Below are 13678 nucleotides of genomic sequence, written 5' to 3' on the forward strand. Positions count from 1 at the left end.
GACCCGCGACCCCGGCCGCCGCGCCGTGGCCGAACCCGGCGGTCCCGACCGGACGGAGCGCCCCGTGACCGTCCTGGACTCTCCGGCCCGGCCCGCGAGCCTGTGGCGAAACGGCGACTTCCTCAAGTTCTGGCTCGGCGAGACCCTGTCGCTGCTCGGCACCCAGGTCACGAACCTGGCCCTGCCGCTCACCGCGATCCACGCCTTCGGGGCCACCGACGCCCAGGTGGGGCTGCTGCGGTTCCTGCAGCTCGCGCCGTACCTCGGACTCGCCCTGGTCTTCGGGGTGTGGGTCGACCGGGTCCGGCGGCGACCGGTGATGCTCGGCGCGAACGTGGTCCGGCTGGTCCTGCTGGCCCTGATCCCGGCGCTGGCCGCCCTGGACGTGCTGCGGATGACCCCGCTGCTGCTGATCGCCTGCGCGATCGGCGTCGCGTCGGTGCTGTTCGACGTGAGCTGGATGTCCTATGTGCCCACCCTGGTCCGCGACCCGGAGCACTACGTGGAGGCCGGCGCCAAGATGGGGGTCAGCTCCTCGGCCGCCGACGTGGCCGGCCCGGGGCTGGCCGGTGCCCTGGTCAGCGCCGTGACCGCCCCGGTCGCGCTGATCGTCGACGCGTGTTCCTACCTGGCGTCCGTGGTCTCCCTGCTGCTGATCCGCACCCCCGAACCGCGGCCCGCACCCGCCGGGCGGCGCCGGCTCGGCCCGGAACTCCGCGAGGGACTGGCCTGGGTGTTCGGCGACCCGGTGCTGCGGGCCCTGGCCCTCGTCGGGTTCTGCTGCAACTTCTCCCTGGTCACGGTGTGGACCATGTTCCTGCTGTACGGCACGCACGACCTGGGCCTGGGCGCCGCCACCCTCGGCGGGGTGTTCGCGACCGCCTCCGTCGGCGGCCTGATCGGGGCCACCGTCTCCCGGCGGGTGATCCGGCGCTTCCCCCTGGGCCGGGTCTACCTCGTCGCCCAGTCGGCGCTGGTCCTCGGCCCCGCGCTGATCCCGCTCGCCGCCGGCCCCCGGCCGGTCATGGTGGCCCTGTTCGTGGCGTCGTTCTTCCTGACGTACCTGGGGCTCGGCGTCGCCGGGGTGATCATCGTGAGCCTGCGGCAGACCGCCACCCCGCAGTCGATGATGGGCCGGATGACGGCCGTGTTCCGGACCCTGCTGTTCGGCGGCGGCGCCCTCGGCGGACTGGCGGCCGGGCTGCTGTCCGGCGCGCTCGGGGCCCGGGGCGCGCTGACCGTCGCGGCCGTGGCGTCCGCGCTGGTGGTGATCGCGCTGGTGGTGTCGCCGGTCAGCCGGCTGCGGGAACTGCCGGAACCCCGGGGCGGGTGACGCGCGGCCGAGCGGGGGCCGGTCCGCGCGGGCGGCGACGGGGGTGTCCGCGCGGCCGGCCCGCGCACGTGCCCTCCCCGAGCCCGGCGGCGGGGTGGCGGGCGGTGGCCATACTGGGCCCGTGACGAAGCGGCGCGCGTACCGGATGGCGGACGAGGAACGGATCGACGGCACCTGGCGGCCGGTCTTCGTCCGGAACGGCGACACCTATTTCCTCACCGACCTCATCGTGTACGCCGACGGGCTCGTCGAGTGCTGGGGCCTGCTCACCCTCGACGAGCTGCGCGCGAAACTCGACTCCGGCTGGATCACGGTCACGCCCCGCGACGGCGAGCGGGCCTCAGCGTTCGAGCTGGCCACCTGGGAGTTCGCCCGCTCCGACGGGTATCTCACCGCCGACGACCTGTTCGCCGAGGTCAGCAACGAGATGGACCGGCTGGCCGGCCGGCCCACCGCCGAGTCCCGGTGCGACGAGGCCGTCGAGGAGTTCCGCCGGGTGCCCACCGAGGAGAACCGGGCCGCCCTGCGCGCGGCGTACCTGGCGGTGCCGGAACACGAGCGGATGTACCTGGGCGACATGGACGTCAAGGACTGGCCGTACCGGGCGCTGACCACCCCGGTCGGCGAACCCCTCGACGGGGACGGGGACCCGGTGACCGCCGAGGACCACGAGGAGGCGCTGGAGTTCTTCGCCGACCGGGCCCGGGCCGCCGCCGACGCGGACACCCGACGGCACGCGGACGGCCCCTCGGAGTCCGGGCACCCGACCGTCGTGCTGGACTCCGTCTTCGGGAGCTGGCCGGGGCCGCCGAGCGTGCACGTGCTGCGCGCGGAGTACCCGGCACCGGTGGAGTTCGGCGGGCACACCTACCCGACCCTCAGCCGGGCCTACCTGGCCCTGGCCGCCGCCGACCCCGGGGTGCGGGACGCGATCCGGGACGCGCGCGGCGACTGGGACGCCCGGAGACTGCTCGCGGCCGGCGGGCACCGCCCGGGGTGGACGGCGGCGCGCGAGGCGGTGGTGGCCGAACTGCACCGGGCGCGGTGCCGGCAGCATCCGGAGCTGGCGGAGGTGCTGCTGGCGACGGGCGACGCTCGGATCGAGTACCGGGGCACGGACTCCGGGTTCCTCGACGTCCGGGACCGGATGGGCCGCGTCCTCGAACAGGTCCGCGCCGAACTCGCGGCGGCCCGCGCGGGCCTGCTGTGACCGGGACCCGCCCCGCCCGGCCGTAGGCCACGGCAGGCTGTGCCCGACGCCCCGCCCTCGCCGGCCGGTGGGGACGGCGCACCCGTCCCCGGTCCTACACTGGCCGGATGCTGCGCCCCTTCCGGCAGGTCGACGTCTTCACCACCACCCCGTACCGGGGCAACCCCGTCGCCGTGGTCCTCGACGCCACCGGCCTGACCACGGACGAGATGCACCGGTTCGCGCACTGGACGAACCTGTCCGAGACGACGTTCGTGCTGCCGCCGGGCACCCCGGACGCCGACTACCGGGTGCGGATCTTCACCCCCACCGAGGAGCTGCCCTTCGCCGGGCACCCGACCCTGGGCACGTGCCACGCGTGGCTGTCGGCGGGCGGTACCCCGAAATCCGAGGTCGTGGTGCAGGAGTGCGGGGCCGGCCTGGTCCGGGTGCGCCGCACGGCCGACGGCCTGGCGTTCGCAGCGCCGCCGCTGGTGCGGTCCGGGCCGGTCGACGAGGCGCTGGTAGTGCGGATCGCGGGCCTGCTCGGCCTGGACCGGTCGGCGGTCGTGGACGCCGAGTGGGTCGACAACGGCCCCGGCTGGGTGGCGGTGCTGCTCGCCGACGCGGCGGCCGTCGCGGCGGTGCGCCCGACGGCCGTGGACCTCGACCTCGGCGTCGTCGGCCTGTATCCGCCCGGTTCGCCGGCCGCGCTGGAGGTCCGCGCGTTCTTCCCGAAGGACGGCGCGACGGTCGAGGATCCGGTGACCGGCAGCCTGAACGCCTCCGTCGCGGGGTGGCTGCTGCGCACCGGCCGGGTCACCGCGCCCTATGTCGCGAGCCAGGGCGCGGCGCTCGGCCGGGCCGGCAGGGTGCACGTCACCGTCGACGCCGACGGCGCGCTCTGGGTGGCCGGCGGCACCGTGACCTGCGTGACGGGCGAGGTCGACCTCTAGACCCGACTCTTCGGGTACGCGGGGCCTGCGGTCGGTCGTTGGTGCTGGCAGCCGCGCCCGGTGCGGTGGGGCCCCGCCCGTTCCCGCCGTGGTGTCTGCCGCCACGGGCTTCGGCGAGGGCCGGGGCGTCGGTGCTGTTCCGCGTCCCCGCGACGCTCCACGGCGCGCGCCGCCCAGCCGGCCGGGCACCGTGAGGAGGAGTACACGGGCGCCCGTAGCGTATGCCCGTGCAGATGGTGATCGCGGTGGCGCTGCTGGTGGGCGTGCTGGGCTTCGCGGTGGCCGCGCCGGCCCGGCTGCCGGAGGTGCTGGTCGCGGGCCCGGCGGCGGCCCTCGCGGTGCTCCTCGGGCTGGTGTCCCCGGGCGCCGCGTGGGCGGAGATCGTCGCGCTGGCCCCGACGGTCGGCTTCCTGGCGGCGGTCCTGGTCCTGGCGCACCTGGCCGACACGGCGGGCGTGTTCCGGTACGCGGGCGCGCTCGCGGCCCGGCTCGGCGGCGGTACCCCTCACCGGTTGCTCGGGGTGGTGTTTGTGATCGCCGCCCTGGTCACGGCGGTGCTGAGCCTGGACGCGACGGTGGTGCTGCTCACCCCGGTGGTGTTCGCGACGACGGCGGCGGTCGGGGTCCGGGCCCGCCCGCACGTGTACGCCTGCACCCACCTGGCGAACTCCGCCTCGCTCCTGCTGCCGGTGTCGAACCTGACGAACCTGCTCGCCTTCGCGGCCACCGGGCTCACGTTCGCCGGGTTCGCCGGGCTGATGGCGCTGCCGTGGCTGGCGGTGATCGGCACCGAGTACCTGGTGTTCCGCCGGTTCTTCGCCGCCGACCTGGGCACCCCCGCGCAGCCGGTGCCCGTGCCCGCCCCGCCCGCCCCGCGCTACGCCCTCGCGGTGCTGGCCCTGACCCTGGCGGGCTTCGCCGTGGCCGAGCCGCTGGGCGTGCACCCGGCCTGGACCGCCGCCGGGGGAGCGGCCCTGCTGGCCCTGCCCGAGCTGCGCCGGACCCCGCGCCGACTGGGCCGGATCCTCGCCGAGACCAACCCGGCGTTCTGCGGGTTCGTGCTGGCCCTGGGCGTGGTGGTGCTCGCGGTCCGCCGGCATGGCCTGGGCGCGCTGCTCGACGGCCTGGTCCCCGGGCGCGGCGACCTGCTGGGCCTGCTGGCGGTGGCGGCCCTCGCGGCGGTGCTGGCGAACCTGGTCAACAACCTGCCCGCCACCCTGGTCCTGGTGCCCGCCGTCGCGCACTCGCCCGGCCTGGTGCTCGCGGTCCTGATCGGCGTGAACGTCGGCCCGAACCTCACGTACGTCGGTTCGCTGGCCACCCTGCTGTGGCGGCGGATCCTGCACGCGCACGACGCCCGGCCCACGGTGGCGGAGTTCCTCCGGCTCGGCGCGCTGACCGTACCGGCGTGTCTGGCCTCGGGGGTGGTCGCCCTGTGGCTGGGGCTGCGACTGTGGGGGGTATGAGGATTCTCGTCTGGCTCACCGAGGGCACGTGGCCGGCCTGCGTCGACGCGGCGGCCGACCTGGCGCCGCCGGGAGCGGACATCACACTCCTGCACGTCACGGACCCCGGCGTGGCCGAGAGCCTGCACGGCGCGTTCCTGGGCCGGCTGGGCCGGGGCGGGCACGGTACCGATCCCGGGGACACGGTCGAGGCGGCGGTCCGGGCGGCCGAACGCACCCTGCTGAACGCGGCCGTGGCCCGGCTGGGCCGCCCGGCGCACATCGCCGCCACCTCCGGCCGGGCCGAGCGGCTGGTGGTCGAGGCGTGCGAGGCGGCGGACCTGCTGGTCCTGGCCCGGGACGGCGACCACTCCCGGCCCGGCCCGGGCAGCCTGGGGCCGGCTACCCGGTTCGTGGTGGACCACGCGCCGTGCCGGGTGCTGCTGCTGTGGCCGGACGCGGCGACCTCCCCGAGACTGCTCCCGCCGGCCGGGTAGCCCCGCCGACCGGTCCGGCGGCGGCCGCGCCCGCGCCGGCCGGGCCGCACGGCGGAACCGTCCCGCCGGGTACCCCTCTGCTCGAATTGTCGCTCTGCGTGACGACGATCTCTCCACAGTGTGTGATTGAACGCGTGGTAGTTGCCGAGAGTCACGCTCTGTCCTAGCATCGGCGTGCAGACGACCGGACCCTCGCCGCCGACGGGTGGCACCGGGAGTCACCGCCGAGTCGCACTCGCGAGCCGGGGACCCAAGGTACGTGGGGTGAATCCGCCCGGCTCCTCTGTGGAGGGCCGGCCGGTAGGGCGCTCTTCCCGCCCGAATCCGTCAGCTGACCTGGTAGGCGGGTACGGGAGAAGGGTTCTGTCTGTCTTGTCCGTCTTAGCACGTCGTGCCGCCCTGACAGTCGTCGCCGTCGCCGCCACCATGCTGGTCGCGATCACCCCGGCCCAGGCCGAGCCCGAGGGGGGTACGAAGCCGCTGCGCGACGCGCTCCGGGCCGCCTCCCAGGGGTACCAGGACGCGCGCACCGCGATCGCCAACGCCAAGAAGCGCGAGGGCGAACTGTCCGAGGAGATCCTCGCCTCCCAGGCCAAGGTGGCCGACCTGAGCGCGGCGGTGGGCCGGCTGGCCGCGGCGCAGTACCGGGGCGGCTCGTCGGCCCAGTTGCAGGCGCTGCTGTCCAGCGGGTCACCGGAGAGCTTCCTGGACACGGCGGCGACGGTGCGCTACCTGTCCGAGCGCGACGGGGCCCAGGTCACCGCGCTCAAGGCCGCCCAGGCCACCCTCGCTCGGCAGCGCAAGGACCTCGACGCGGCGATCCTCGAACAGGAGAACCAGCTCAAGGAGCTGCGCAAACGCCAGGACGAGGCGCTCAAGGCGCTGCGCTCGGCCGGCGGCGGCGACCCGACCCTCGGCTTCGGCGACCTGCCGGCCAACGCGACCCCCGCGCCGCGCAACCCCGACGGCAGCTTCCCGTCCGAGGGCTGCTCCGTGAAGGACCCGACCACCAGCGGCTGCCTGTCGCCGCGCACCCTGCACGCGTACAACGAGACGAAGAAGGCGAACTTCGACCACTACGTGTCCTGCTACCGCTCGGCCGAGGACGGCGGGGAGCACCCGCGCGGCAAGGCCTGCGACTGGTCCTCGGCAGCGAAGGGCTTCGGCGGGATGGCGGTCGGCGCGGAGAAGGACTACGGCAACAAGCTCGCCGCCTGGTACATCGCCAACGCGGACCGGCTCGGGGTGCTCTACGTCATCTGGTTCCGGCAGATCTGGATGCCGGGCACGGGCTGGCGCTCGTACTTCGGCAGCGGGGACCCGTCGTCGGAACACACGAACCACGTGCACCTGTCGATGCGCTGACGGGTGCCGGGCTTCCGGCCGGTCCGGCGCTCACGGGACCGGGCGTGCGGCCGGCTCCGCGCCGGCCGGCGGGCACCGGGTGGTGCCCGCCGCCGGGCGTCAGCCGCAGTTGGCGGTGATCGTCCTCACCACGTTCGTGGTGTCGTTGATGCTGCGGTAGGTGTTCGTGGCCGTGCCGACACACATGTAGGTGGTGGTCTCCCAGTAGCTCGACACGGTGGTCCAGGTGCCGGTGCCGGGGTTCAGTCGTTGAAGCGAGACGTAGATCTGGCGCTCCGGTTGCCCGTCGTAGCAGATCATCCAGGCCTCCGCGCCGATCGCGGTCCCGCCGTCGGTGAGGAAGTACGCGACCCTGCACGGCGGGGCGGCCTGGGCTGGTGCGGTGACGGCGAGGCTCACGCCGGTGGCGGCGAGCGTGAACGTGGCGGCCAGGGCCGTCCTGAGCAGTCGTGACATGAGCGCTTCTCCTTCGGGAGGCGGAGAGGCGACCGTAACAGTCTACTTTAGACAGTGTCTATAGATGTCGATGGCTGCCCCGCCGGGCTCCACGGGGCCAGCGTCGCGTGGATGTCCTGGCCGGGGGCCGCGTCCTGCGTGATCACCACCGAGTCCGGCGTCGGGAACCGGACCGTCACGTTCAGGCCGCCCGCCCGCCAGGCCCCGTCCCCGACGGGCCGCAGCACCACCGGCGCCTGCCCCGGCGCGGTCAACGCGAGGTCGGCGGCGTCGCCGGTCACGAGGAACTCGCCGTCGTCACCCGTGAACCGGCCGGCGACCGGCGGGCCGCCCACCGGGGCCGGGCGGGTCGGCCAGCCGAGCCCCTTCGCGAGGGCGGGCAGCAGCGCCTCGGTGATCAGCGCGTGCCCGTAGTCGCCGTTGGTCATGACGACCGCGCCCCGGCCGCCGTCGAGGAACAGCGTGGCCTGGCACTTGAAGCCCTCGTTGCCGCCGCCGTGCCCGATCGACGCGGGCAGGTCGGGCTCGGACAACTGCAGCCCCAGGCCGTAGGGGGTGGTCGGCCCGGACCGGGTGGCCATCGCGTCGGCCAGGTCCCGGGGGAGGAGCGCGCCGGGCTCGCCGGCCAGGGCGGACCGCAGGGCGAGGAAGAACCGGGCCAGGTCGGTGGGCGTGGTCCACAGGCCGGCTGCGGCCATCTCCGGGTACGTGTGCCCGACGCCCGCCAGCGCCGTCGGCCCCACCCGGTGCCCCGAGGCGGCGTCGCCGGCGAGCGCGGCGGGCAGCGGCTGGGCGAACGTGCTCCGGGTCATCCCCAGCGGGCCGAGGACCAGGTCGGTGGCCAGGTCCGGGAAGTCCCGGCCGGTCACGTCGCACACCAGCTGCTGCACGACGGTGTACCCGCCGCCGGAGTAGCCGAACCGCGTCCCCGGCACGGAGACCACCCGGACCGGGTCGCTGTTGCCCCCGCCGTCGAGCAGGGCCGGGACGGTGGGGACGGGGGCGCCGTCCGGGTACCCGAGCAGGCCCGACACCGTGGTGCCCGCCGTGTGCCCGAGCAGCTGGCGGAGCGTCACCCGGGGCTGCCAGCCGTCGTTGGCCGGCAACCGCCACGAGGTGAGCCGGTCGTTGACGTCCCCGTCGAGGTCCAGGTCCCCGGCGGCCACCAGGCGCAGCGCGCACGCGGCCGCCACGGCCTTGCTGATCGAGGCGGCCTGGAACAGCGACCGGTCGGTGACGGGGTCGGGGCCGCCGGCGCGCAGGACCCCCGAGGTCAGGGTCTCGGTGATCCGCCCGTCCTCGATCAGGGCCAGGCTCGCGCCGGGGATCTGGCAGACGGCCAGGCCCTCGGCCAGGTCGGACGGCGGGGCGGAGTGCGGGCGGCCGAGGTCGATCTCCCGCATGAGGGCGCGCAGCACGGACACGGTGACTCCTTGTGACTCCATCGTGGAGTCCGTCGGGGGCGGGGTCACTGAGAATCATGCCTCAGCCCGGGGAGCCGGGCTGCCCCTCGCCGACGGGGCGACCAGCGCCGGACGGGGCGCGACCAGGGCCGGGCGGAGCGACCAGGGCCGGGCGGGGCGACCAGGGCCGGGTGGATCGACCCGGCCCTGGTGGGGGATGACGCGACCCGCGCGGGACGCCGTTCGGTGCCATGGCGCGGGCCACAGACCCTGTCCGGGGCCGGGGCGGCGTGCTGTAATTGCCGGATGATCATCATGGCGGACCTGGTCCGACGGTGGCTGCGGGGCTGGAGCCTGGCCCGGCGGCTGCCCGCCCCCGAGCCGGTCGACGGCGGCCTGCGGGTCCGGTGGGACCAGCCCGGCCGGCAGGTCGAGGTGTTCGCGCTCCGCGCCGACGAGGAACCCGACTCGGTGGCCCGGCTGGCCGCCCGGGTCGCGGCCGCCGACCTGCGCACGTGGCTGACGGTGACCACCACCCGCCCCGAGGAGGTCGGCACCGCCCTCGCGGCCGGCGGCCTGGAGCTGCTGGACCGCCCCGAGTGGCTGATGAGCGTCGACCTGACGGCGCACCCGCGGCACGCCCCGGCGGACGGCTACCGCTCGACGGTCGAGGTCGACGGCCCGGTCGTCACGGTCTCGATCCACGACCCCTCGGGGGTACTGGCGGCCCGCGGCCAGCTCGCCGTCTCCGGTACCGACGCGGTGGCCGACCGGATCGAGACCACGCCCGAGCACCGCCGCCGGGGCCTGGCCAGCGCCGTGATGGGCGCGCTCGCCGGGGCGGCCGTGGAGCAGGGCGCGCGGACCGGGCTGCTGATCGCGAGCGCCGACGGCCAGCACCTGTACTCCCGCCTGGGCTGGAGGCGCGAGGCCGACGTCCTCATCGCCCGCCAGCCCTGACGCTCAGCCGAGGCCGGCGACCGCCCCGGCGACGGGCGTGTCCCCGCCGATCAGTTCCAGGGTGCGCCCGGCCGTGCCCGGCGCGTCGAGGAGCGCCAGCAGGACCGCCGCCACGTCGTCGCGGGTCACGTCGCCGCGCCCGGTCCGCTCCGCCAGCGTGACCAGCCCGGTGCCCGGTCCGTCGGTGAGCCGCCCCGGCCGCAGGACCGTCCAGTCGAGCCCGGCCCGGGCCCGGACGTCCTCGTCGGCCGCGCCCTTCGCGCGCAGGTAGGCGGCGAACACCGGGTCCGTACCGGCCGGGGGTTCGGTGTCGGCGCCCATGCTGGAGACCACCACGAACCGGCGGACCCCGGCCCGCTCCGCCGCGTCGGCGAACAGGGCCGCCGCGCCCCGGTCGACGCTGTCCTTGCGGTCGATGCCGCTGCCCGGGCCCGCGCCGGCCGCGAACACGGCCGCGTCCGCCCCGGCCAGGTGCGCGGCCACCTCCGCGACCGTGGCGGACTCCAGGTCGCACACCGCCGGCACGGCCCCCGCCGCGCGCAGGTCGTCGGCCTGCTCCGGGCGGCGGATCAGCCCGGTCGCGGTGTCCCCGCGCCCGGCGAGGAGCCGCTCCAGGCGCAGCGCGATCTGACCGTGGCCGCCGGCGATGACAATCCGCATGGCTTTGACCCTAGGCGGCCGGGGCGAGCTGGTGCGGCATGTTCCAGCCCTCGGCGAGCCGGGACGGGTGCACGTACCCGCCGCCGCCGAAGAACTCGCAGAACTTCATGATCAGCGGGTCCCAGCCGACCGGGTCGACGTACTGGGTGCCCGGGATCAGCAGGCTCTCCTCGACGTGCGCGCGTCGCACCGCCACCTCGAACGCCGTGGCCCGGGTGCCGAACGGGTGCGCCGAGACCACCTCGCACTCCAGCTGGACCGGGCACTCGGCCACCCGGGGCGCGCCGACCAGCTCCGAGGGCTGCGGGGTCAGCCCCGCGATCCAGAACTTGTCCGGCTCGTACCGGTACCCCTGTGCGGCCTTGTTCTCGGGCACGTCCTGGGCGCCGGTGGTCATCGCGAGCCGGTCGACGGCCTCCACCAGGTCGGACGGCACGAGGTTGAGGACGCAGCCGCCGTCGCGGAGCAGGTTGGCCGTGGTGTGTCCGCTGTTGCCCAGGCCGAGCATGCAGTTCTGGCCGAGCCACCAGGCCGAGGACATCGGGGCGAGGTTGGCGGTGCCGTCGGCGTTGCGGGAGCTGATCAGCACCACGGGGGTGCCGAAGTACAGCACCTTGAGGTCGGTGACCTTGTGCATGGAACGTCCTCCGTGAGTTCGGGTCTCCGTCGAGCCTGCCCGGGGCCGGCCGGTCGTGCTGGCGGGGAACGGACTTCGCGTTCGGGCGCGCGCCGGCCCCGCGCGCCGGCCCCGCGCGCCGGCCTCGAGCGCCGGACGCGGCGACCGCGTGGCCGCCCCGTCCGGTACCCGACGGCGGGTGTTCCGCGTGTCCCCGCCGACCCCGCGCGCCCCCGGTGCATAGTGGACCGGTGGACACCACTGGCACGTCGAGGTCCGCGTCCCGTTCGACCCGCCCGCCGTCCGTCCGTGCCGTGCCCGGCCAGGCCGCGCCGGTCGACGCGCTCACGTCCTGGGTGGCGATCGACTTCGAGACCGCCAATCCGCGGCGGGGCAGCATGTGCGCCGTCGGCATGGTCGCGGTGACCGACGGGGAGGTCACCGACGCGTTCGGCACCCTGGTGCGGCCGCCGGAGCTGGCGGCGGAGTTCAACCCGTGGAACGTGCGGGTGCACGGCATCACGGCGCGCGACGTGCGGGGCGCCCCGAGCTGCGCGGACGCGCTGGACCTGATCGACCGGTTCACGGCGGGCCGGCCCCTCGTCGCGCACAACGCCCCGTTCGACAACAGCGTGCTGACCCGCGCGCACGAGCTGGTCGGCCGCCCGGTGCCGTCGCCCCGGATGTACTGCACCCTCCAGCTGTCCCGGCAGCTCTGGCCGCACCTGGACGACCACAAGCTGCCGACGGTGGCCACCGCGACCGGTTTCCGCACCCTGGAGCACCACGCCGCGCTGTCCGACGCCCGGGCCGCCGCGCACGTGATGCTCGCCGGGCTGCGCCTGCACGACACCACCGACCTGGGGGTCCTCGCCGGTCGGGTCGGACTCCGCCACCGTAGGTAATCGCCTCTTGACGGTGAGTAAGAGTTCGGTTAGAGTCTGAGGTGAAGCCCGACCCGATCGTGAAGCAGAGATGCCGAAACGAACGAGCCGGGCTTCTCGTGTGCCCAGGGCGCGGGTCGGGTAGGAAGAACCCAACCGAGCAGAGGGGTACCACCATGTGGACGTGGCGATTCCAGAACTCCGCGGGCACCGAGGCGCCGCCGGCCGTCGCGCCGGAGGAGTTCGAGACCCAGGCCGACGCCGAGGCGTGGGTGGGGGAGGTGTGGCAGGAGCTCCGCGACGGCGGCACGGAACGCGTCGTGCTGTACCAGGAGGGCGTCGAGGTCTACGCCATGAGCCTGCTGGCCGCCGAGGCGTGACCGCACCGGGCCTGCGAGGCGTCGCGGCATCCGGCCCACCGGGGCCAAACTGCATCGATTTCTGAGGTTATGGGCGATTCGCGTACTCTGTTGCGGACGTCCAGACGCTGAAGGGATGCGGTTGTGCAAAAGAGATGGTGGCTGACTGCCGGGCTCGTGGTGGCGGGCGGACTGGCCCTGGCGGGCGGGGTGGCCAGTGCCGCGCCCTCGCTGCAGGGTCCGCTGCTGCAGTTCATGACCCCGGCCAAGCCGTCGGCCACGCCCAGCGCCGCGGTGGCGCCCAAGGTGCGGCCGTCGGCGACGAAGGCCGTGCGGCCGCCGAAGACCTCCGCCCCGGCCGCGAAGAAGCCGTCGGCCAGCCCGACGACCGTGAAGCCGCCCGCGCCGGCCCCCGCCAGCGTGGCGCCGAGCACGTCGCCGGCCGCGCACCACGGCGGTCTCGGTGGCCTGCTGGGCCGCTAGGGCGAGAGGTTCGGGCCGGGTCCATCCAGCGACGGATGGGCCCGGCCCTTCCCGTACCCCGCGCACGAAGGTTTAGGGGTTGCTTATATAAGCTGGTGCGCATACTCTTTGGGGGTGCACGCATTCGACATCCTCGGAGACCCGGTCCGCCGGCGCATCCTCGAACTCCTCGCCGACGGCGAGCGGGCCGCGGGTGACCTCGGGGCCGTGGTGCAGGCCGAGTTCGGCATCTCGCAACCGGCCGTCTCCCAGCACCTCCGGGTGCTGCGGGACGCGGGCTTCGCGACGGTGCGCGCCGAGGGGACCCGGCGGCTCTACGCCGTCGACGCCGAACCCCTCCGGCAGGTCGACGAATGGCTCGACCCCTACCGACACTTCTGGACCCAACGACTCGACGCCCTGGCCACCGAACTCGCGCGCGGCAAGCGCGAACGGCGCGGGGCGGAACCCACCACGAAAGGCACGGACACGCCATGACCGTCACCGCTGACCACCGCGACACCCAGCACGAGCTGTACCGGCGCGAGATCGCCGCCGGCGAGGCCCGCTGCGCCGTGTTCCGCCGCACCTACGACGCCGACATCGCCGACGTCTGGGACGCGTGCACCGACCCCGCCCGCCTCCGCCGGTGGTACGCGCCCGTCGAGGGCGACCTCACCGTCGGCGGTACCTTCACCCAGGGCGACTTCGGCCCCGGGAAGGTCACCCGCTGCGAGGCGCCGCACCTGCTGACCGTCGAGCTCGGCGGCGTCGACCCCGCGCCCGACGAGATCGTGCTCCGCCTCACCGCGAACCCGGACGGCACCACCGTGCTGGAGTTCGAGCACGCCACCACGATCGACACCCACGAGATCGGCGGCCAGATCTTCGACGCGGTGTACTGCATGGGTGGCGGCTACGGCCCCCGCCTGCTCACCCTCGACGAGTACCTGCGCGGCACGCTGCCCGAGGAGGTCGACGCGCGGGCCCTGCACATGGTGGAGGACTACCGCCCGGCGATCGAGTCGAGCATGGCCGCGCTCGCCGAACTCGTGGAGAAGGACAAGAACCGCTAGCCGGGTACGGGGCACCG

General features: G+C 74.9%; 16 protein-coding genes and 1 riboswitch. Of the genes, 12 read left to right on the top strand and 4 right to left on the bottom strand.

The genetic code is table 11. The features are described 5' to 3' along the window. Positions 1–64: 64 nt before the first annotated feature. From PT931_RS28960 to PT931_RS28985, 6 genes are all read left to right on the top strand, one after another. Positions 65–1333, top strand: a complete 1269-nt coding sequence (locus PT931_RS28960) for an MFS transporter (RefSeq protein WP_456248873.1) — start codon at positions 65–67, stop codon at positions 1331–1333. Positions 1334–1454: 121 nt separating this feature from the next. Next, positions 1455–2543 carry a DUF7638 domain-containing protein gene (locus PT931_RS28965; RefSeq protein ID WP_456248874.1) on the top strand — a complete coding sequence of 363 codons (1089 nt, stop codon included), beginning with the start codon at positions 1455–1457 and terminating at the stop codon, positions 2541–2543. Between the two features lie 107 nt (positions 2544–2650). After that, entirely contained in the window at positions 2651–3478 is an 828-nt protein-coding gene (locus PT931_RS28970; protein ID WP_456248875.1) for a PhzF family phenazine biosynthesis protein, read from the top strand. 227 nt (positions 3479–3705) lie between these two features. Next, positions 3706–4944 carry an ArsB/NhaD family transporter gene (locus PT931_RS28975; RefSeq protein WP_456248876.1) on the top strand — a complete coding sequence of 413 codons (1239 nt, stop codon included), beginning with the start codon at positions 3706–3708 and terminating at the stop codon, positions 4942–4944. Then, positions 4941–5420, top strand: coding sequence for a universal stress protein (locus PT931_RS28980; RefSeq protein WP_456248877.1), 480 nt, complete (start codon positions 4941–4943; stop codon positions 5418–5420). The genes PT931_RS28975 and PT931_RS28980 overlap by 4 nt, the downstream gene beginning before the upstream one ends. Positions 5421–5632: 212 nt before the next feature. Next, a riboswitch (cyclic di-AMP (ydaO/yuaA leader) is annotated at positions 5633–5781 on the top strand. Between the two features lie 65 nt (positions 5782–5846). Further along, positions 5847–6785, top strand: a complete 939-nt coding sequence (locus PT931_RS28985) for a coiled-coil domain-containing protein (protein WP_456249001.1) — start codon at positions 5847–5849, stop codon at positions 6783–6785. Positions 6786–6884: 99 nt separating this feature from the next. Here PT931_RS28985 and PT931_RS28990 read toward each other — a convergent pair whose 3' ends face one another. Further along, complete coding sequence (locus PT931_RS28990; protein WP_456248878.1) at positions 6885–7241, bottom strand: hypothetical protein; 357 nt, start codon at positions 7239–7241, stop codon at positions 6885–6887. 47 nt (positions 7242–7288) lie between these two features. Next, on the bottom strand, positions 7289–8665 hold the full coding sequence (locus PT931_RS28995) for a serine hydrolase domain-containing protein (RefSeq protein ID WP_456248879.1): 1377 nt from the start codon (positions 8663–8665) through the stop codon (positions 7289–7291). 285 nt (positions 8666–8950) lie between these two features. On the opposite strand from PT931_RS28995, the gene PT931_RS29000 reads away from it, so the two are divergent. Further along, a complete protein-coding gene (locus PT931_RS29000) occupies positions 8951–9604 on the top strand; it encodes a GNAT family N-acetyltransferase (protein ID WP_456248880.1) in 654 nt (217 codons plus the stop codon). A gap of 3 nt (positions 9605–9607) precedes the next feature. Here PT931_RS29000 and PT931_RS29005 read toward each other — a convergent pair whose 3' ends face one another. Both PT931_RS29005 and PT931_RS29010 read right to left on the bottom strand, forming a co-directional pair. Continuing rightward, on the bottom strand, positions 9608–10264 hold the full coding sequence (locus tag PT931_RS29005) for an NAD(P)H-binding protein (RefSeq protein ID WP_456248881.1): 657 nt from the start codon (positions 10262–10264) through the stop codon (positions 9608–9610). Between the two features lie 10 nt (positions 10265–10274). Continuing rightward, positions 10275–10901 (bottom strand): flavin reductase family protein, encoded by a 627-nt coding sequence (locus PT931_RS29010; RefSeq protein ID WP_456248882.1) that lies wholly within the window; start codon positions 10899–10901, stop codon positions 10275–10277. Positions 10902–11131: 230 nt separating this feature from the next. Here PT931_RS29010 and PT931_RS29015 point away from each other — a divergent pair, with 230 nt between their 5' ends. The 5 genes from PT931_RS29015 (at position 11132) to PT931_RS29035 (ending at position 13661) form a co-directional block, all read left to right on the top strand. Then, the gene (locus tag PT931_RS29015) at positions 11132–11785 is read left to right on the top strand and encodes a 3'-5' exonuclease (protein WP_456248883.1); all 654 of its coding nucleotides are present in this window, start codon (positions 11132–11134) and stop codon (positions 11783–11785) included. Between the two features lie 155 nt (positions 11786–11940). Further along, a complete protein-coding gene (locus tag PT931_RS29020) occupies positions 11941–12144 on the top strand; it encodes a hypothetical protein (protein ID WP_456248884.1) in 204 nt (67 codons plus the stop codon). 123 nt (positions 12145–12267) lie between these two features. After that, positions 12268–12606 carry a hypothetical protein gene (locus PT931_RS29025; protein ID WP_456248885.1) on the top strand — a complete coding sequence of 113 codons (339 nt, stop codon included), beginning with the start codon at positions 12268–12270 and terminating at the stop codon, positions 12604–12606. 114 nt (positions 12607–12720) lie between these two features. Further along, positions 12721–13083, top strand: coding sequence for an ArsR/SmtB family transcription factor (locus PT931_RS29030; RefSeq protein WP_456248886.1), 363 nt, complete (start codon positions 12721–12723; stop codon positions 13081–13083). Next, positions 13080–13661, top strand: coding sequence for an SRPBCC domain-containing protein (locus PT931_RS29035; protein WP_456248887.1), 582 nt, complete (start codon positions 13080–13082; stop codon positions 13659–13661). The genes PT931_RS29030 and PT931_RS29035 overlap by 4 nt, the downstream gene beginning before the upstream one ends. Positions 13662–13678 lie beyond the last annotated feature (17 nt).

The organism is Longispora urticae, assembly GCF_053902585.1.

What these genes read in the sequence shown, in the direction of transcription:
- PT931_RS28970 (WP_456248875.1), top strand. Translation starts at nt 2,651, where the DNA reads ATGCTGCGCCCCTTCCGGCAGGTCGACGTCTTCACCACCACCCCGTAC.
- PT931_RS28980 (WP_456248877.1), top strand. Translation starts at nt 4,941, where the DNA reads ATGAGGATTCTCGTCTGGCTCACCGAGGGCACGTGGCCGGCCTGCGTC.
- PT931_RS28985 (WP_456249001.1), top strand. Translation starts at nt 5,847, where the DNA reads ATGCTGGTCGCGATCACCCCGGCCCAGGCCGAGCCCGAGGGGGGTACG.
- PT931_RS28990 (WP_456248878.1), bottom strand. Translation starts at nt 7,241, where the DNA reads ATGTCACGACTGCTCAGGACGGCCCTGGCCGCCACGTTCACGCTCGCC.
- PT931_RS29000 (WP_456248880.1), top strand. Translation starts at nt 8,951, where the DNA reads ATGATCATCATGGCGGACCTGGTCCGACGGTGGCTGCGGGGCTGGAGC.
- PT931_RS29005 (WP_456248881.1), bottom strand. Translation starts at nt 10,264, where the DNA reads ATGCGGATTGTCATCGCCGGCGGCCACGGTCAGATCGCGCTGCGCCTG.
- PT931_RS29010 (WP_456248882.1), bottom strand. Translation starts at nt 10,901, where the DNA reads ATGCACAAGGTCACCGACCTCAAGGTGCTGTACTTCGGCACCCCCGTG.
- PT931_RS29020 (WP_456248884.1), top strand. Translation starts at nt 11,941, where the DNA reads ATGTGGACGTGGCGATTCCAGAACTCCGCGGGCACCGAGGCGCCGCCG.
- PT931_RS29035 (WP_456248887.1), top strand. Translation starts at nt 13,080, where the DNA reads ATGACCGTCACCGCTGACCACCGCGACACCCAGCACGAGCTGTACCGG.